The organism is Rubrivirga marina, from assembly GCF_002283365.1.
GTDB lineage: Bacteria > Bacteroidota > Rhodothermia > Rhodothermales > Rubricoccaceae > Rubrivirga > Rubrivirga marina.
Map to the genome: position 1 here is coordinate 1,615,358 of NZ_MQWD01000001.1, position 17,179 is coordinate 1,632,536.

Below are 17,179 nucleotides of genomic sequence, written 5' to 3' on the forward strand. Positions count from 1 at the left end.
TAGGGGCGGTAGCATACGGCGTGGAGACCCTGTTCACCGTCGACTCCGCCCGCGTCCGCCTGACGTGGAGCGGCCCCCGCCCGGCTCCCCCGGCCGTGGCCCCCATGGCCGTCACCGTCCTCGCCGCCGAGGACCTCCGAGTGACGACGGCCGGTGGCTCGCATGCCATCGCGTTGGAGGAAGAGACGACGTACCTCGTCCTTGTCGAGGGCCGAGACGACCAAGCCGTCGTGCTGGAGCACCGGGACCCCGTCGTCACCTCTGGACTGGCGTCGGCGAATGAGGGTCGCGTGCTCCACGGGCGCATCCGAGTCGGGTCGCAAGCGGGGAGAATCCGCTTCGATGTCCGATCCGGGAGCACAACTCTGTTTCGACTTGAGATGGACGTGCTCCCGACAAAGTTGAACGGTGCGGAGGTGTCGGCGATGCGGTCCGAGGTGGAGGCGGCGGCCGCGGGTCTGGCGGTCGCTGCGCTCCGTCCGACGACCGTCGCGGTCGAGCGGGGGGGCGAGGTGCCGTCGGTGCCAGTCTGGCTCGCCGCCCTCGGCCAGTCCGTCGAGCGGCTGGCCGAGGCGGTGCGGGAGATCGACCGACGGCCGGTGCTCGACGCCGCGCGTTCGGTCTCTGGGCAGCGACCCGGGCGAATCCGGCGCCCCTCGGCGGAGACCTGGCGGGCGGCGCGGCGACGGGGGCTGGCGGGGCCGACGCTCCCGGCACGACCGGCCCACCTCTCGTCTGACACGCCCGCGCACCGCTGGCTGGCCGCCCGCCTCGGTGTGGTCGCACACCGTCTCCGGGTCCTGCTCCGGCACGAGGGAGCACGCCGGTCGAGTGCCCGGCGAGAGCGTGTGGCTCGCGACCTCAGAGCCTTGTTGGCCGAAGTCGATTCGCTCCGGAAAGGGACGCTGATGGAAACGGTCGGAGCACGGGCGCCCTCGGTCCCGCCCCTCGTGCTCCGGCGGCATCCGGTGTACGCCGCCGCCTACGACGCGCTCCGCCAGCTCGACCGCGGGATCGACCTCCGGTCCGGGAGCCTCGACGTGGCGACCCAAGACCTCGCGGTCCTCTTCGAGACCTGGGTCGCGCTCGCCGTCGTCCGCGTGTTCGCCGACGTGCTCGGAGCGGAGCCGCCTGCCCGTCCGTTCGGCGTCGACGCAGTGGGGACCGACGTGAGGCTGCGGCGGGGGCGGAGCCACGGCGTCCGCCTCCAAGGCCGCGGGATGGACGTCGAGATCGTCAACAACCCACGCTTCCCGGCGCCACCCGCGCTGCTCACCCAGCGGCCGGACCTCCTCGTCACGATCCGCCACGGCGGTACGACCCGACGCGTCGTGCTCGACGCGAAGTACCGTCGCGACGACTCCGCCGCGTACCGCCGCCGGCACGGCGCGGCGGGGCCACCCGAGGACGCGCTCGGCACGCTCCACCGCTATCGCGACGCCATCGTCGAGGGGCCGCCCGTCGAGATCGCTGCCGCCCTGTTTCCAGGCACGGCCGACGACGCATTCTTCCGATCCCGCCTGTGGACGAGCCTCGGGAGCCTCGGCGTGGGCGCCATTCCCTTCCGCCCCGGCGACCTCGGCGCGCTCACCCGGTTCGTCGCCGACCTTACTGAATAAGGTTGGCTTCGCGCGCCGCCAGCGCGGCGAGCGGGACCTGGTCGGTCGAGAGCACGTCGGCGCCCGTCGCGAGGATCGCGTCGTACGGCTCGGGCGAGGACGCTGCGCGGGCCGCGGCGTCGATGGCGCCGAACGCCCCCGCCTGCGCCCGGATGCCCACCGCGTGGAGCCGGTCGACGACGGTCGGGTTCGGGACGCCGACCCCGGTCCAGGCGATCACGCGTCCCAGGTCGACGGGGGAGGCGAGCAGGGCGTCCACCTCGGCCGGCGTCTCGGCGGTCGCGGAGACGACGAGGTCCGGGGCGATCGCGAACAGCCGCTCGTGGTCCTCCAGGGAGTACGTGATGACGGCCACGCGGTCGGCCGCGTCGTGCTGGCGGATGGACGCGACGAGCTCCTCGTAGGGCACGTCCGGCTTGACGTCGAGCAGGAGGACGGCCCGGCCGTCGGCCCAGGCGAGGGCTTCCAGCAGCGTCGGCACGCGGAACGTCGTGAGGAGGGAGTCCTCCGTGACGAGGCGGAGGCGGCGGATCTGCGCGAACGTCGTCTGGTCGACGCGGCCCGTGCCGGTCGTCGTCCGGTCGAGCGTCTCGTCGTGCATGAGGACCAGGACGCCGTCGGCCGTCCGTCGGACGTCGGTCTCGATGAGGGCCGGCGCGTGGTTGAGCGCGTACTCGAACGTCTCGACCGCGTTCTCGGGGAGCGCCCGCTGCGGCCCGCCGCGGTGCGCCGAGACGAGGACCGGCGCCGACGCCGTCCACCGGAGCGCCGAGGCGAGCTCCGCCGCCGAGTCGTAGTCGCGGTAGTGGACCGACGAGACCGGCGTGCGGACCCGGTCGGCCGGCCGCTCCTCCAGCCCGAGCGGGCGCGGCGAGCCGCACGCGCCGACGACGAGCGCCAGCAGGACGAGGGCGAGGCGCGTCACGAGCCCGCGGCCTCGGCGACGCCGTGCTTGAGGCGGGCGAGGACGCCCGCGAAGCCGCGTTGGCGCTGCGGCCCAAGGAGCTGGGACACGCCGAGTTGCCGGAGGAGGTCGTCGGGGATGGCCGCGACCTCGCCGGGCGTCGCCCCGTCGTACGCGTCGATCAGGATGCCGACGAGCGCCCGCTGCGTCGGCGCGTGGCCCGGGATGTCGGCGTGGAGGCGGACGACCCGGGCCCCCTCGGCCTCGGTGACCTCGGGGAAGAAGTAGACCTCCGCCTGGCACTCGTGGACGCGCCCCAGGCCGGCGTCGCGGGCCGCCTGGTAGCGGTCGGGGAGGGGCGGGAACTGGCGGGCGTGCTCGAGGAGCAACTCCACCTGGAGGTCGCGCGGGACCGACGCCAACTCGTCGGCGATCTCTTGGAGGCGGGCGTTCATTCCGAGTGGCGAGATCGTCGCGTTAGTCGTCGAGGTCGCCGTCGTCGTCGGGCTCGCCCTTCTCGACGGGCACGCCGACGAGGTTGCCCCACTCGGTCCACGAGCCGTCGTAGTTGCGGACGTCCTTGAAGCCGAGGAGGTACTTCAGCACGAACCACGTGTGGCTGGAGCGCTCGCCGATCCGGCAGTACGCGATCGTCTCGGCCTTCGGGTCGAGGTCCTGCTCCTCGAGGTAGATCGCCTCGAGGTCCTCGCGGCTCTTGAACGTCCCGTCGGCGTTGGCCGCGCGGCTCCAGGGCACGTTCGAGGCGCCCGGGATGTGGCCGGCGCGGAGGGCCGCCTCGGAGGCCGGGTCGTGCGGGGCGTGCGAGATCTCGCCGATGTACTCCGCCGGGCTCCGGACGTCGACGAGGGCCCCGCCGTCCTGCATGTGGGCGAGGACGTCGTCGCGGAAGGCGCGGATCGAGGGGTCCGGCTTCTCGGCCGAGTAGTCGGTGGAGTCGTACTTCGGGACCTCGGTCGTGAGCGTCCGGCCCTCGGCCTCCCACTTGGCCCGGCCGCCGTCCATGACGCGGCAGTCCGCGTGGCCGAACATCTTGAACGTCCAGAAGGCGTAGGTGGCCCACCAGTTCGACTTGTCGCCGTAGAACACGAGCGTCGTGTCGGGGCGGATGCCGAGGCGGGAGCAGAGGGCCTCGAACGGCTTCTGGCCGATGTAGTCGCGGACGTCAGGGTCCTGGAGGTCCGTCTGCCAGTCGACGTGGACGGCGTTGTGGAGGTGGCCGGTGGCGTAGAGCAGGACGTCCTCGTTCGACTCGATCACGCGGACGCGCTCGGTGTCGGCGAGGTGCTTGGCGACCCAGTCGGTGGAGACGAGGACCTCGGGGTGGGCGTACTCGGACATGGTGGGGGAGGGGCGGGGGTGGAAGGTACGAGGCTCGTCGCCGGCGCCGGCGCCGGGGCGACCGCGCGGGCTCTTCATGTTGTCTCCCTCTTAGGTCGATCCCGAAATGGCCTTAACCTCGTGAGGAGCGAGCCTGACCCGCCGAGCGGGCCGCAGCCGGTCCACCGACTGGGGGACGCCCCGGTGCCTTGACAGGGTTTTCCGGGGCCAGGTATATTCGCTCCCGTCGCCTTAACACGCCCTACACCGAACCGCCCACCCGCTCAGGTTGATACCGTCCTCCATTTGCCAGGACCAGCAGCCAAGCGTGCGTGGGTACGCCAGGGCGACACGCGACCGTGGGGTCGCACGGGCCGCTCGGTCGGCCCACGACCCAGACCCGGGGCTTAGGACTCGTCCCGGACGCCCCACAGCCCCGGCCCTCGGGTCACGGCATCATCCGACCGGCGTCTCTTGACGCACTTCCAATCCCGGGCCACCGGCGCCCGGGCTCACACACCACCCTTCAGGAGGTAGCAATGTTTCGTTCACTGAGCACCGCCGTGCTCTTGCTGCTGTTCGCGCTGCCCGGCGTGGCACTGGCGCAGAACACCGGCAAGCTGTCAGGCCGCGTGACGGACGCCGATACCGGCGATCCCCTCATCGGCGCCAACGTGTATCTCGCCGACATCCAGCGTGGCGCGGCCACGGACATCGACGGCAACTACACCATCCTCGGCATCCCCGTCGGCCAGTACGACATCCAGTACTCGTACACGGGCTACCAGTCCGAGTTGATCACGGGCGTCGAGCTCTCGCAGGGCCGTACCCGCGTGGTCGACGTCGAGCTCTCGTCCGAGTCGCTCGGAGAGGTCGTCGTCGAGTATGAGCGGCCGCTCATCCAGGCGGACGCCATCGGCGTCCCGAAGGTCGTGACCGGTGAGGACATTCAGAACCTCCCCGTCCGCGGCGTCGAGGGCGTGGCCTCGATCCAGGCCGGCGTCGTCTCCAACGACGGCTCCGGGACCCTCAACATCCGCGGCGGTCGCGGCGAGGAGGTCACGTACTACATCGACGGCGTGAAGGTGATCGGTGGGGCCGCGGGCCGCGCCGTCCCGCAGCAGGCCATCGCCGAGCAGGAGATGCTCATCGGCACGATCCCGCCCCAGTACGGCGACGCGACGGCCGGCATCATCTCGATCTCGACGCGGTCCGGCGGCAACGACTTCTTCGGCTCGCTCGAGGCCATTACCTCGACCGGCCTCGACTCGTTCGGCTACAACCTCGGCGCGCTCACGCTCGGCGGCCCGATCGTGAAGGACTTCGCGAGCTTCTTCGTGTCCGTCCAGGGGACGTACTCCGAGGACGACTCGCCCTACGCGCTCGAGACGCTCCAGCTCAACGACGACGTCTACAACGCGATCCAGCAGTCGCCCCAGGTCGTCCGCGTCGACCGCGCCGGCTTCGGCGACGCCGCCCCGACCGGGACGCTGTTCACCGACGACGACTTCTACTACGTCGGGATCCCGGCCTCGGTCGACCCGTCGATCGACTTCGACCCGAACGACCCGGACGCGACGCTCGCCTTCACCGACGAGGAGCTCGCCGAGGCGCTCGGCATCGACGCCGGCCTCATCGCCGGCAGCCCGTTCCTGGCCTACGACCTGTTCACGGCGGATGACGTCGACTCCCGGTTCTTCAGCCGTTCGGGCAAGGACGACCCGGCCACCCAGATCGCGACCTCGGGCAACCTCGAGTTCCGGCCGGTCACCGGCGTGAACCTCCGCGTCGGCGGGGCCTACACGTACAACGAGGACCGCGGCTTCTCCTTCGACCGCTCGCTCTTCAACCGCGACCGGTTCTCGACGACGGAGGACGAGGTGGCCCGCGGGTACGTCTCGCTCCGGCAGGTCCTGTCGAACACGGCGTTCTACCAGATCCAGGCGGAGTACTCCAACCGGTTCCAGCAGAACTACCCGGACGAGTTCGGCAGCGACATGAGCGACCTCCTGTTCTACGGCGACATCGACGCCGAGCAGAACGCGGTCGCCCGTCGGTACTACAACTACAACGCGGGCACGGGGACGTACACCCCGACCTACAGCGACGGGGCCATCAGCCCGGTCGGCGCGAACCAGGGCATCGGCTTCAGCGCCCCGGGCACGCCGCTGACCGGCTACTCGAAGTTCAGCCAGGACCAGTTCCGCGTCTTCGGTTCCGCCCAGACGCAGGTCGGCGTCCACGAGCTCTCCTTCGGTGGCGAGTACGAGACGCAGACCCAGCGCTCCTGGTCGATCGGCGGTGCGTTCGCGCGCGATCTGGCCGAGTGCTACGACGACGGCAGCGTCGAGCTCGCGTGCATCGACACGGACGGCGACGGAAACAACGACGCCGGCGTGACGAGCTACGAGCAACTCCCGTTTAGCATCGGGTTCGATAACCCGCGCGCTCGGGTCCGCTACTATGGCTACAACTACCTCGGCCTCGAAGAGGTCGACACGGACGACGTCGACGCCTACACGTCGAACCAGAGCCGGAACGTGGCCCCGTACAAGCCGCTCTACTACGGCGGCTACGTCCGGGACCGGATCGAGTACCGCGACCTCGTTCTCGACCTCGGGCTCCGGCTCGACGTGTTCGACAACAACACGCGCGTGCTCCGCGACCCGTTCGCGCTCGTCGACATCTACCGCGTCGACGACGTGCTCTCGGGCGTCCAGGGGATCAACCCGATCAACAACCTCCCGTCCAACATCGAGGGCGACTACGCCGTCTACGTGAGCGGGCAGAACGTCGTGGGCTACCGCGACCTCAACGGCAACTTTTACAACACGCAGGGTGGCGCGGTCACGGCCGACCGGATCCTCTCGACGGCCGGCGGCTCGCCGGCGATCGACGAGACGTCGGGCGGCCAGCTCACGGTCGACGCCTTCCGCGACTACGAGCCGCAGCTGACCGTCATGCCGCGCATCGGCGTGACGTTCCCGGTCACCAACCGGGCCCTGTTCTTCGCGTCCTACAACGTGACGAGCCAGCGCCCGAGCGAGAACGCGTTCGCCTCGATCCAGGACTTCGCCTACGCCTCGGAGAGCGGCGGCACCCTGAACAACGCGGACCTCAAGCCGGAGACGACGACCCAGTACGAGCTCGGCTTCCGCCAGAGCGTCCTCGACCGGGCCGCCCTCACGGTCTCGGGGTTCTACCGGACCCAGCGTAACAAGATCACGCTCCGGACCTTCAACCAGGCCTTCCCCTCCGGGTACACGGCCTACACGAACCAGGACTTCAGCACGACCAAGGGCGTCGAGTTCGCCTTCGACCTCCGTCGGACGCGCAACCTCCAGGTCAACGCGAACTACACCCTCCAGTTCGCGGAGGGGACCGGCTCCGACGCGCAGTCGGCCAACCTCCTCTCGTTCCGGACCACGACGTTCATCTTCCCGGAGACGCTCTCGCCGCTGGCCTACGACCAGCGCCACAACGTGAACGTCTCGGTGGACTACCGGCTCGGTCAGGGCGAAGGCCCGATGATCGGCGGTGTCCGTCCGTTCGCCGGGTTCGGTCTCAACGTCCTCGGCGTGTTCAAGAGCGGCAACCGCTACACGCAGCTCGACGAGGGGGCGTTCACGTCGGACTACGCCCAGAACATCGGTCTCCAGATCACGGGCGAGCCGAACGAGGTGGTCATCCCGGCGACGACGCGCCTCGACCTCAAGCTCGACCGCGGGTTCAACCTCGGCGGTGCCAACCTCCGCGGCTACCTCTGGATCCAGAACCTCCTCGACACGGACAACGTGGTCGGCGTCTACCGGACGACCGGCAACCCGGACACCGACGGGTACCTCTCGACGGACCCCGACGTCATCGCCAACCTGGGCAGCCAGATCCAGCGTGACGCCTACCGGTTCCTCTACTCTGAGTACGTGGGTGGCCCCGTGACCCCGGGTGGCTACAAGACCTCCGGCGGCAGCTTCTACAGCCCGCCGCGCCGGATCCGTCTCGGCGTGACCCTCGACTTCTAGACCCCCCGAGTTCGTCCCGCCCGCGGCGCGCTTCGGCGCCCGCGGGCGGGAGCTCCGGTCCCCGACTCCGACTTCTCCCTGAACATGACTACCCTTACCACCCTCGCTCGCCGAACGGTCGTGGCCCTCCTGGGCGCCGTCCTGCTCTCGGCGGGCGTCAGCGCCCAGAAGGCGCTCCCCGAGGGGTTCGACGCCCCGCCCGCGCAGCTGAGCGCGGCCGCGGCCGAGGCCACCGCCGCGGCCGGCGCCGCCGAGTGCTCGCTCGGCGCCGCCGAGGTCGACCTCAACGTCAACAACGTCCGCGCCAAGATCTACAACATCGGCGGCCTGTTCTGGCGCGGTGGCGGCGCCCAGTACGAGGTGCCGTACAACCCGGACTCCCCGACCCCGGGCCCGAACTCGATCTTCGCCTCGGGCATCTGGATCGCCGGCCTTCAGAACGGCAACGAGAACGACCTCCGCTTCGCGGGCTCGACCTACAGCAACTGGGAGTTCTGGCCCGGCCCGCTCGACGAGAGCGGCCAGACCACGACCCAGCGGTGCGCCAACTTCGACAAGCTCTGGAAGGTCAACCTGAGCGACCTCGAGGACTACTCCGCCAACGGTGAGACGGCCACGACCAACCGAGACCTCCTGACGTGGCCCATCGCCCAGGGCGCCCCGTACTTCCGTGACACGAACGGGAACAACCGGCGCGACCCCGACGAGCCCCGCCTCGAGCTCGACCTCGGCGACGACGGCTATAGCGTCACGCGTGGCGGCGGCGCCACGCTCGACCTCGCCGCGGGCTTCCGGCCCGACCTCATCGGCGAGCAGGCTGTGTGGTGGGTCATGAACGACAACGGCAACACCCACGGTTGGAGTGGCAAGGCGCCGCTCCAGGTCGAGGTGCGCGCCCAGGCGTTCGCCTTCTCGACGGCCGACGCCCTCAACAACACGACGTTCTACCGCTACCAGTTCATCTCGCGGAACTCGCAGAACATCGAGGACACGTACGTCTCGCTCTGGTCCGACCCGGACCTCGGGCAGTACACCGACGACTACGTCGGCAGTGACCCGGCCCTCGGCCTCGGCTTCGTCTACAACGGCGACAGCGTCGACGAAGGCGCGGCCGGCTACGGCGCGCTCCCGCCGGCCCTCGGCTACGACTTCTTCCAGGGCCCGCTCGTCGGCGACGGCGAGGGCTCGGACTACAACGACGGGATCGACAACGACGGCGACGGCCTCATCGATGAGGAGAACGAGCGGCTCCAGGTCGAGACGTTCTACTACTTCACCAACCAGGGGGGCCCGACGGGCGACCCGTCGGCCAGTGAGGACCGCGGCCTCGTGTCGTACCGTCTCATGCAGGCCCTCTGGAAGGACGGCGTCCCGTTCACCCGCGGTGGCGACGGCTACAACCCGGGGAGCACGGACTTCACCAACTTCGCCTTCCCGGACGACCCGCCGTCCTACTGGTCGGAGTACAACTCGAACGGCCTCGGCCGGGCGAACCTCCCGGACGACCGCCGCTTCGGCGTCGTGACGGGTCCGTTCACCTTCAAGCCGGGTGACATCCAGGAGCTCGTGTTCGGCATCGTGTGGGCCCAGGCCCCGCAGGCCTGCGCGGCCACGGCGACGCCGCAGATCGCCTCGCTCCAGCAGCTGAAGTTCGACGACATCACCGTCCAGGGTGCCTTCAACGCCGACTTCAACCTCCCGAGCCCGCCGCCGGCCGTCACGGTCCAGGCGACGCCGCTCGACCAGGAGATCGTCCTCCAGTGGGACAGCGTGACCGGGGACAACAACGACATCTTCACCTACTCGGTGCAGAGCCCGTTCGCCATCTCCGGCGCTCCGGACGAGACGTACGACTTCGAAGGCTTCAAGGTCTTCCAGTACCGCGACGCCCAGGACACGGAGGGGACCCTCATCGGGACCTTCGACCTCAACAACTCGGTCACGACGGTCATCGACGAGGGCCTCGACTGCGCCACCGGCGCCATCGTGAACAACGTGGTGGCCCAGGGCAACAACAGCGGCACGGCGACCAACACGCCGACCTCGATCCTGATCCAGAACGATGCCTACACGGGCAACGAGCTTCGGAACAACACGACGTACTACTTCGGCGTCCAGCCGTACGCGTACAACGAGTTCTCCTCGCCGAACCGGATCTTCTCCGCGCCGGTGACGCGCGTCTCAGCCCGCCCGTCGCAGGTGGCCGTCCGCAACGACGGCACGGTCCTCCGGTCCTCGGCCGGCAGCTCGATCGCCGTCCAGGCGGCCGAGGGCAACGTCGGTGGCGGCGTCATCACGGCTCGCGTCGTGGACCCGTCGCAGATCACGGGTGACACCTACCGCGTCACCTTCTTCGAGTCGACGGACGATGAGGGTCACTCGTTCACGAACTACCGCATCGTCAACTCGGACACCGGCGAGATCATCCTCGACGGGGCCGAGTACTTCGCGGAGAACGGCGTGCCGCTCCGGCAGATGACGGACGTGGCCCGCGCCGACGGCCTCGCCTTCGACGTCCAGGGCCCGGACCCCGGTCCGCTCTCGGCGCCGGGCGCCGACCCGGCGTTCGTGGAGATCACCGGCCCGGGTGGCGTCGACGCGTGCGGCGCTGGCGCCGCATCGACGGGCGGCTGCCCGCTCGGCAACTTCATCTACGGCTCGTACAACTCGACGGCCGACTACGTGGGCTACCACCAGGGTGACGGTCCGGAGTTCAGCATCGGCAACTTCGCGCCGAACGACTACGAGATCCGGTTCACCGACGCCGGTGGGTACGCGGTCTACGGGTTCTCGACGGACAACGTGATCCCGGTGCCGTTCGAGGTCTGGGACATCGGCCTCACGCCCCCGGGCGCGGCCAACGACCCGTCCGACGACGTCCGGATGATCCCCTTCCTGTTCGCCGACGGCCCGAACGAGTGCGTGTTCGAGTACGGTGGCCCGACGATCTTCGGGCTGGGCAACATCACGCAGCGGATCTACGGGTACTACGCGACGACGTCCTACGCGGACTTCGCCGCTGCCGCGGAAGCCGCTCTCGCGGGCGATCCCGACCAGTGCGCGGTCTCCGTCGAGGCGTACAACGTGGCCAACACGGGCCTCGGCCGTCCGATCCAGCGGTTCGTGATGGAGCAGGCTGGCGCCGGGATCGACGAGCTGACCGGCACCGTCATTCGGTTCTACACGAGCGATCCGAACCAGCCTGGGGACACGTTCATCATCGACACGGGTGACTCGGCGGCCCTCACGGGTGACGCCGAGACGGCCGAGGCCGCCCTCGACCTCATCGCGATCACGCCGAACCCGTACCGCGGTGCCTCCGGCTACGAGGTCTCGGGTGACCAGCGCATCGTCCGCGTCGTGAACCTCCCCGCAGAGGCGACCGTCCGGATCTTCACGCTCAGTGGCACTCTCATCCGCGAGCTCGAGAAGGTCAACGACGGGAGCACCACCATCGACTGGAACCTCCAGACGGCGGCCGGTCTCCAGGTCGCCAGCGGCATCTACCTCGTCCACGTCGAGGCCCGTCGGGCCGACGGCAGCGTGATCGGGGAGCGGGTGCTGAAGTTCGGCGTCGTCCAGCGCCGCGTGCAGCTGGACGTCTACTAAGCGTCGGACGCCTCACCATCCGCACACACACAGAGACCTTACTCTCATGACCCGCACACTTCTCATCCTGGCCTTCCTGGTGGGCGCCCTCGCGGCCCCCACCGAGGCCCAGACGCGTGAGGTCGATGGGGACGAGCGCGCCGGCACGGCCGGCGCCTCGTTCCTCCTCGTCCCCACGACCGCACGCACGACGTCCCTCGGCAACGGCCTCACGGGCGGCCTCAACACGCTCTCGGGCGTGGAGGCCCTCCAGTCGAACCCGGCCTCCCTTATGGCCAACGACGGGACCGAGGCCCTGTTCAGCTACAACAACTACGTGGCTGACATCGGCGTCAACTACTTCGGCGTGGCCCAGGCCTTCGGTAACTCGAACATCGCCCTCTCGGTGATGTCGTGGGACTTCGGGGACCTCGTCCGCACCGACGCGCAGTTCTCGGACCCGTCCGACCTCACCTTCGACGCCTCGGCGGTCGTCGTCGGCGCCTCCTACGCCCGGGCCTTCACGGACCGGATCGCGGCCGGCGTCACGGTCAAGGCCGTCAACGAGTCGATCGACAACATCAACGGCAGCGCCGTGGCCTTCGACGCCGGCATGACCTACACGGTCGGCGAAAGCGGGCTCCAGTTCGGCGTCAGCCTCCGCAACTTCGGGACGAAGATGAGCTACTCGGGCAACGGCCTGAGCCAGTCGCTTCAGTTCGACCCGAACGGCGGCACGTTCCCGGTGGCCATCGAGGCCGACGACTACGAGCTCCCGTCGCTCCTGAACTTCGGCGCGACCTACTCGCGCCAGTTCGCGGGCGACCTCTCGGCGTCGGTCCTCGGCAACTTCCGCTCGAACGCGTACGACCAGGCGGAGTTTGCCGGCGGCCTCGAGCTCGGCTACGCCGACCTCGTCTACGCCCGGGCCGGCGTCAACGTCATGCCCGAGCAGGACATGAACGAGTTCGAGATGTGGAGCGTCGGCGCCGGCGTCAACGTCCCGGTGTCGAACTCGTCCCTCTCGGTCGACTACGCCTACCGCTCGATGGGCGACCTCGGCGAGACGAACCTGATCACCGCCAAGATCGGGTTCTAAGCGAGACCGTTTGGTAGACCTAGAGGCGGCTCCGAGCGATCGGGGCCGCCTCTTTTTTGAGCCTACCCGCCTCGGTGGAGGATCCGCCGAGGCGGCTAGGGCTGGCCCTGGGGCTGGAGGTCCGGGACCGGCAGCCCGGCCAGCGCCGCGGCGATCCGCGCGGCGTGGATCCGGCCGTTCTCGATGAACCACCGGCTCGTGGCGTAGCCGCCGCAGACGGTCCCCGCGAGGTACACGCCGGGCCGCGTCGACTCCATCGTGTCGAGGTCGACGACCGGCGCGCGCTCGGGGCCCTCGAACGTGAGCCCGAGCGCCTCGAGGAGCGAGTAGTCCGGGTGGTAGCCCGTGAGGAGGAGGACGAAGTCGGCCGGCACGGTGCGCTCCCCATCGGGCGTCGCGAGGCGGACGGCGTCGGGCGTGATGGCCTGGACCGTCGTGTGGTAGAGGGCCTCGATGGCGCCTTCCTTGATCCGGTTGAGGAGGTCGGGCCGGATCCAGTACTTCACGCTCGTCGTGATCTCATCGCCCCGGACGACGAGCGTGACGTCGCCGCCGTGGCGGTTGATCTCGAGGGCCGCCTTGGCCGCCGAGTTCTTGGCGCCGACGACGACCGTCTTCCGGCCGCTGTAGCGGTACGGCTCCTTGTAGTAGTGCGAGACGTGGGGCAGGTCCTCGCCCTCGACGCCGATCCGGTTGGGCTGGTCGAAGAAGCCGGTCGCGACGGCGACGGCGCGGGCTTCGTGGGTCCCCTTCGACGTGACCACGCGAAAGGCGCCGGCCTCGCCGTCGGCCTGCTCCACGCGCTCCCCGAGGCGGACGTCGAGGCCCTCGCGCTGGGCCACGCTCCGGTAGTAGTCGAGGGCCTCCTCGCGCCGCGGCTTGTAGTAGGTCGTCGCGAGCGGGTGCCCGCCGATCTCCAGCAGCTCGGGCGTCGAGAAGAACTCCATCTGCGTCGGGTACCCGACGAGGGAGTTGACGATCGCCCCCTTCTCGACCACGCGCGCCGTCAGGCCGACGCGTTTGGCTTCGAGGGCGCACGCCAGCCCGATCGGGCCGGCGCCCACGATGAGGAGGTCGACAGGAGAGGAGTCGGTGCGTGCGTCCATGCGGGTGCAACCGGGGGCGGCGGGGGCGGTTGCCGAGACCGCGTCAAAACGCGGCTCAGGAGGGCTCCGCCGGTCGGTGAGGCGGCGGCTCGCCGTCGGCGCCGTCGCCGGCGACCGTCGTGGGGTCGGGCGGAGCGGCGCCGCGCCGCTGGCGGAAGAACGAACGGAGCAGGTCGGCCGCGGCGTCGGCCTCGACGCCGGAGACGGTCTCGATCTGGTGGTTGAGCCGGCGGTCGCCGGGGATGTCGTAGAGCGTGGAGGCCGCGCCGGCCTTCTCGTCGAGCGCGCCGAACACGAGCCGGTCGATCCGGGCCCAGACGAGGGCGCCGGCGCACATCGGGCACGGCTCGAGGGTGACGTAGAGCGTGCACCCGTCGAGGAACTTCGTCCCGAGCGTCTGGCAGGCGGCCGAGACGGCGAGCATCTCCGCGTGCGCCGTCGGGTCGGCCAACCGCTCGACCTGGTTGTGCCCGCGCCCCACGACCTGCCCTCCCTTGACGACGACCGCGCCCACGGGGACCTCCTCCGCTTCGAACGCGCGCTCGGCCTCCATCAGCGCGAGTCGCATCCACCGGCGGTCGGGGTCGAGGAGAGAAGACAGGGCCATGGCGAGGAGGGGACGGGGGTCCCCTATGTCCAAGCGGCCCGTCAAAAGTTCCGTCGCCCCACTCCCTCCGCCTCGGCACCGAGGCGGGCGACGCCACTAGGCGGTCCGGGCGAGCGGCATCGTCATGCAGCGGGGGCCGCCGCGGCCGCGCGAGAGCTCGTTGCCCGAGAGGCGGACGGCGATGCGCGCGTCCGACGATGGGGCGGTGTCGCCGTAGAAGTCGAGAAAGCTCTCGGCGTCGACGACGTGGAAGCCCTCCGCGCGGAGGGCGTCGTAGGTCGCCCGGTTCCGGTCGTAGCCGACGACGAGGCCCGGGCGGATGGCGAACAGGTTGGCCCCGTCGGTCCACTGCTCGCGCCGCTGGCGGACCGGGTCGTCGCCCCCGCACTTGACGAAGGAATACGTCCGCCCCGTGACGTCTTCGAGCGCCTCCCGGAGCGTCCGCCGCGGCCGGAGCCGGAGGTCGGACGTGTCGCCGTCGACGGCCTCGATCACGAACGTGTGGTCCTGCGCGTCCTCGATGATCGGCGGGAAGACGACGCACGTCTCGGGGTCGGCGAAGGTGAACACCGTGTCGAGGTGCATGCAGTAGCGCGCCTTCGGGAGGTTCACCATGATCACGTGCTCGACCGACGTCCGCTCCAAGAGCTCGCGGGCCGCGGCGAGCACGCCGCCGAGGCTCGTCCGCTCGCTCTGCCCGATCAGCACCACCCGCTCGTCGACCACGAGGAGGTCGCCGCCCTCGAACGACACGTCGTCGGGCAGCTCGATCACGTTCTCGCGGACCTCGTCGAAGCGCGGGTGGTGGGCGTAGATCGTCTCCATGATCACGCTCTCCGGCGCCCGGGCGGCCGTCGCGGCGTGGCTCAGCAGGACGTGCCCGCCCACGACGGCCGAGAGGTCGCGCGTGAACATGAGGTTCGGCGTCGGGAGCGCCGTGACCGGGAACGGCGCCTGGCCCGTCGTGGCGAACCGGAGGAGGCCGTCGGCATCGAGCCCCTTCAGCTCCGACTCGTAGGCCTCGAAGTTTCGGTACGGCATCCGCTCGATGAGGCCGTCCACGAACGCCGTCCGCGCCTCGTCGGCGTCGAAGGCCTCGTGGAGGAGGGCCGTCACCTGGAGGACGGCGTCGTCGCGGCCGACGGCGGCTTGGAACAGGCGGACGAGCGTCGCGTGCTCCTCGCGGGCCTCCTCGACGAACAAGATGTCGTCGAACAGGAGCTCCTCCGCGTTCTCGGGCGAGACGAGCGCCATCTCTTCGCCCGGCGTGTGGACGACGACCTGCTGGAGCGGGCCCGTCTCGGACGGGATGTGGAGCGGGGCGACGGCGGGTTCGGCAGACATGGTGCTTTGGGGATCCCCCGGAAGCTACGAGGGGCGCCCCGCCCGCCCGGTCACCGCCGGGTCTTCTCCCAGACCAGCTCGAAGAACCGGAGGACGGCGGCCACGACGATCAGCACGATCACCACCTTCACGACGAGCCCGAGCAGCCACCCGGCCAGCTTCAGGACGAACGCGAGCACGCCGAACGCCGCCACGAGCACGATCGCGGCGAGGAGGATTTGGAGGAGGCGCTGGATCAGCATGGTCCGGGTCAGAACTGGAGGACTTCAAAGGAGGCGATCGCCGAGCCGGCCGAAGGGCGCCCGCCTCCGATCACGATTCGTCCGCCCCCGAAAATAGTTGCGGTGTGTTCGGACCGCGGCACACGCAGTTGGATTCCGGGCACCGAGAACACCCGGTCGATGCCGGGGGCGTAGACCTCGACCGACCCGAGGGGCTCTCCGCCGGCGGTGCGCCCGCCCGTGACGAGGGCCAGCCCGCCCCCGAGGTCGACCGCCTCGGCGTCCGTGCGGGGGGTGGCGAGCGGCTCGCCCGGCCGCACGCTGAGGCTAAAGGGGAACGTTCCGGTGCCCGGCGTCGACCAGCGGAGGTCCAGCGTGGCCCCCTCGGCCCCGTCGAGCCCGACCGCCACGGCCGACCGGTCTCCGATCGGGGCGAGGGCCGGTCCGGCGAGCGCGGCGAACCCGCTGGCGCCGCCCTCCGGCGAGAGCCGCGTGAGGGTGAAGCCGAACCCGCGGTCCCCGTCGACGCGGTACACGTCGACCGTCGACGAGGCCGCGGCGCCGGGCGTCCGGCCGCCGAGGAGGTAGACGTAGGTCGTGCCGTCGAGCAACACGGCGCGGGCGACGTGTCCGCTCCGGGCCGGCTCGCCGCCGTCGACCTGGACCGTTCGGGCCTCCCCGTTTGGTCCGATCCACTCCGGCGGGCGGACGAAGTCGGACGGGGCCGAGGGCGCCTCGGTGCTCGCGCCGCCCATGAGGAGCACGCCGTCCAGGAGCTCCGTCGCCGTGTGCCCACCGCGCGCACGCTCGAGGTCGATCTCGAACGCGAGGATCTGTGTGCTCACCAGCTGGAGGATCGTGGCGGACGCCAGCGGGGCGCGCGACACCCCGAATCCACCGCTGACGAGCCCCTGTCCCGTGGTCCCCAGCGGGGCCGACGCCGCGCTCGTCCGCGCCGGGAGCCCCGTCGTTGTGCTGATGACGCCCTGGGTGAGCGGGAGGTAGACGGCGTAGAGCGTGTCGCGGCGGAGCGGCCCGTCGTCGCCGAAGAGAGTGTACGGGATCGCGTTTAGGCCGCGTATGAGTCGGGCGTCGTAGACGAAGGCCTGGAGCGTCGTGTCGTAGGGGACCTCGACGTCCTCCACCTGGAGCCCGAGGCGGAGGCTCGCCGACTCGGGCACGAACCGGATCTGGAGGTCCGGGGAGGTCTGGACTTCGCTGAGGTCCGGGGAGATGAGGACCGGGGAGATGTCGCCGTCCGACCCGATCGGGACGCGGTCGCAGCCGACGACGGCGAGGAGCAGGCAGGCGAGGGCGAGGCGGCGCACGGG

The 17,179-nt window shown here is 70.3% G+C and carries 12 protein-coding genes; 4 read left to right on the forward strand and 8 right to left on the reverse strand.

What is annotated here, in order from left to right; translation table 11 throughout:
• The first annotated feature begins 20 nt into the window (after nt 1-20).
• Nucleotides 21-1,619 carry a DUF2357 domain-containing protein gene (locus tag BSZ37_RS06725; RefSeq protein ID WP_095509808.1) on the forward strand — a complete coding sequence of 533 codons (1,599 nt, stop codon included), beginning with the start codon at nt 21-23 and terminating at the stop codon, nt 1,617-1,619.
• Here the strand turns inward: BSZ37_RS06725 and BSZ37_RS06730 are convergent.
• Genes BSZ37_RS06730 through BSZ37_RS06740 form a run of 3 tightly spaced genes read right to left on the reverse strand, consistent with a single transcriptional unit; the run spans nt 1,609 to nt 3,882 of the window.
• Nucleotides 1,609-2,544 (reverse strand): glycerophosphodiester phosphodiesterase family protein, encoded by a 936-nt coding sequence (locus BSZ37_RS06730; RefSeq protein ID WP_095509809.1) that lies wholly within the window; start codon nt 2,542-2,544, stop codon nt 1,609-1,611. The genes BSZ37_RS06725 and BSZ37_RS06730 overlap by 11 nt on opposite strands.
• Nucleotides 2,541-2,978: a SufE family protein gene (locus BSZ37_RS06735; protein WP_095509810.1), complete on the reverse strand. Its 438-nt coding sequence runs from the start codon at nt 2,976-2,978 to the stop codon at nt 2,541-2,543. The genes BSZ37_RS06730 and BSZ37_RS06735 overlap by 4 nt, the downstream gene beginning before the upstream one ends.
• 22 nt (nt 2,979-3,000) lie before the next feature.
• Nucleotides 3,001-3,882, reverse strand: a complete 882-nt coding sequence (locus BSZ37_RS06740; protein WP_095509811.1) for a sulfurtransferase — start codon at nt 3,880-3,882, stop codon at nt 3,001-3,003.
• 518 nt (nt 3,883-4,400) lie between these two features.
• Here BSZ37_RS06740 and BSZ37_RS06745 point away from each other — a divergent pair.
• The 3 genes from BSZ37_RS06745 to BSZ37_RS06755 all read left to right on the forward strand — a co-directional run bounded on the left by BSZ37_RS06745 (nt 4,401) and on the right by BSZ37_RS06755 (nt 12,570).
• On the forward strand, nt 4,401-7,883 hold the full coding sequence (locus BSZ37_RS06745; protein ID WP_095509812.1) for a TonB-dependent receptor domain-containing protein: 3,483 nt from the start codon (nt 4,401-4,403) through the stop codon (nt 7,881-7,883).
• An 84-nt stretch (nt 7,884-7,967) separates the two neighbouring features.
• Nucleotides 7,968-11,492 (forward strand): flagellar hook assembly protein FlgD, encoded by a 3,525-nt coding sequence (locus tag BSZ37_RS06750; RefSeq protein ID WP_143537578.1) that lies wholly within the window; start codon nt 7,968-7,970, stop codon nt 11,490-11,492.
• 46 nt (nt 11,493-11,538) lie between these two features.
• On the forward strand, nt 11,539-12,570 hold the full coding sequence (locus BSZ37_RS06755) for a PorV/PorQ family protein (RefSeq protein ID WP_095509814.1): 1,032 nt from the start codon (nt 11,539-11,541) through the stop codon (nt 12,568-12,570).
• 95 nt (nt 12,571-12,665) lie between these two features.
• Here the strand turns inward: BSZ37_RS06755 and BSZ37_RS06760 are convergent, their stop codons facing one another.
• The 5 genes from BSZ37_RS06760 to BSZ37_RS06780 all read right to left on the reverse strand — a co-directional run bounded on the left by BSZ37_RS06760 (nt 12,666) and on the right by BSZ37_RS06780 (nt 17,176).
• Nucleotides 12,666-13,676, reverse strand: coding sequence for a YpdA family putative bacillithiol disulfide reductase (locus BSZ37_RS06760; RefSeq protein ID WP_095509815.1), 1,011 nt, complete (start codon nt 13,674-13,676; stop codon nt 12,666-12,668).
• Between the two features lie 55 nt (nt 13,677-13,731).
• On the reverse strand, nt 13,732-14,283 hold the full coding sequence (gene tadA, locus BSZ37_RS06765; RefSeq protein ID WP_095509816.1) for a tRNA adenosine(34) deaminase TadA: 552 nt from the start codon (nt 14,281-14,283) through the stop codon (nt 13,732-13,734).
• A 96-nt stretch (nt 14,284-14,379) separates the two neighbouring features.
• Nucleotides 14,380-15,627, reverse strand: coding sequence for an arginine deiminase (locus tag BSZ37_RS06770; protein ID WP_095509817.1), 1,248 nt, complete (start codon nt 15,625-15,627; stop codon nt 14,380-14,382).
• 50 nt (nt 15,628-15,677) lie between these two features.
• Entirely contained in the window at nt 15,678-15,869 is a 192-nt protein-coding gene (locus BSZ37_RS06775) for a hypothetical protein (RefSeq protein ID WP_095509818.1), read from the reverse strand.
• Nucleotides 15,870-15,877: 8 nt separating this feature from the next.
• Nucleotides 15,878-17,176, reverse strand: a complete 1,299-nt coding sequence (locus BSZ37_RS06780; RefSeq protein WP_095509819.1) for a hypothetical protein — start codon at nt 17,174-17,176, stop codon at nt 15,878-15,880.
• Nucleotides 17,177-17,179: the final 3 nt, after the last annotated feature.

What these genes read in the sequence shown, in the direction of transcription:
- BSZ37_RS06735 (WP_095509810.1), bottom strand. Translation starts at nt 2,978, where the DNA reads ATGAACGCCCGCCTCCAAGAGATCGCCGACGAGTTGGCGTCGGTCCCG.
- BSZ37_RS06740 (WP_095509811.1), bottom strand. Translation starts at nt 3,882, where the DNA reads ATGTCCGAGTACGCCCACCCCGAGGTCCTCGTCTCCACCGACTGGGTC.
- BSZ37_RS06745 (WP_095509812.1), top strand. Translation starts at nt 4,401, where the DNA reads ATGTTTCGTTCACTGAGCACCGCCGTGCTCTTGCTGCTGTTCGCGCTG.
- BSZ37_RS06750 (WP_143537578.1), top strand. Translation starts at nt 7,968, where the DNA reads ATGACTACCCTTACCACCCTCGCTCGCCGAACGGTCGTGGCCCTCCTG.
- BSZ37_RS06755 (WP_095509814.1), top strand. Translation starts at nt 11,539, where the DNA reads ATGACCCGCACACTTCTCATCCTGGCCTTCCTGGTGGGCGCCCTCGCG.
- BSZ37_RS06760 (WP_095509815.1), bottom strand. Translation starts at nt 13,676, where the DNA reads ATGGACGCACGCACCGACTCCTCTCCTGTCGACCTCCTCATCGTGGGC.
- tadA (WP_095509816.1), bottom strand. Translation starts at nt 14,283, where the DNA reads ATGGCCCTGTCTTCTCTCCTCGACCCCGACCGCCGGTGGATGCGACTC.
- BSZ37_RS06770 (WP_095509817.1), bottom strand. Translation starts at nt 15,627, where the DNA reads ATGTCTGCCGAACCCGCCGTCGCCCCGCTCCACATCCCGTCCGAGACG.
- BSZ37_RS06775 (WP_095509818.1), bottom strand. Translation starts at nt 15,869, where the DNA reads ATGCTGATCCAGCGCCTCCTCCAAATCCTCCTCGCCGCGATCGTGCTC.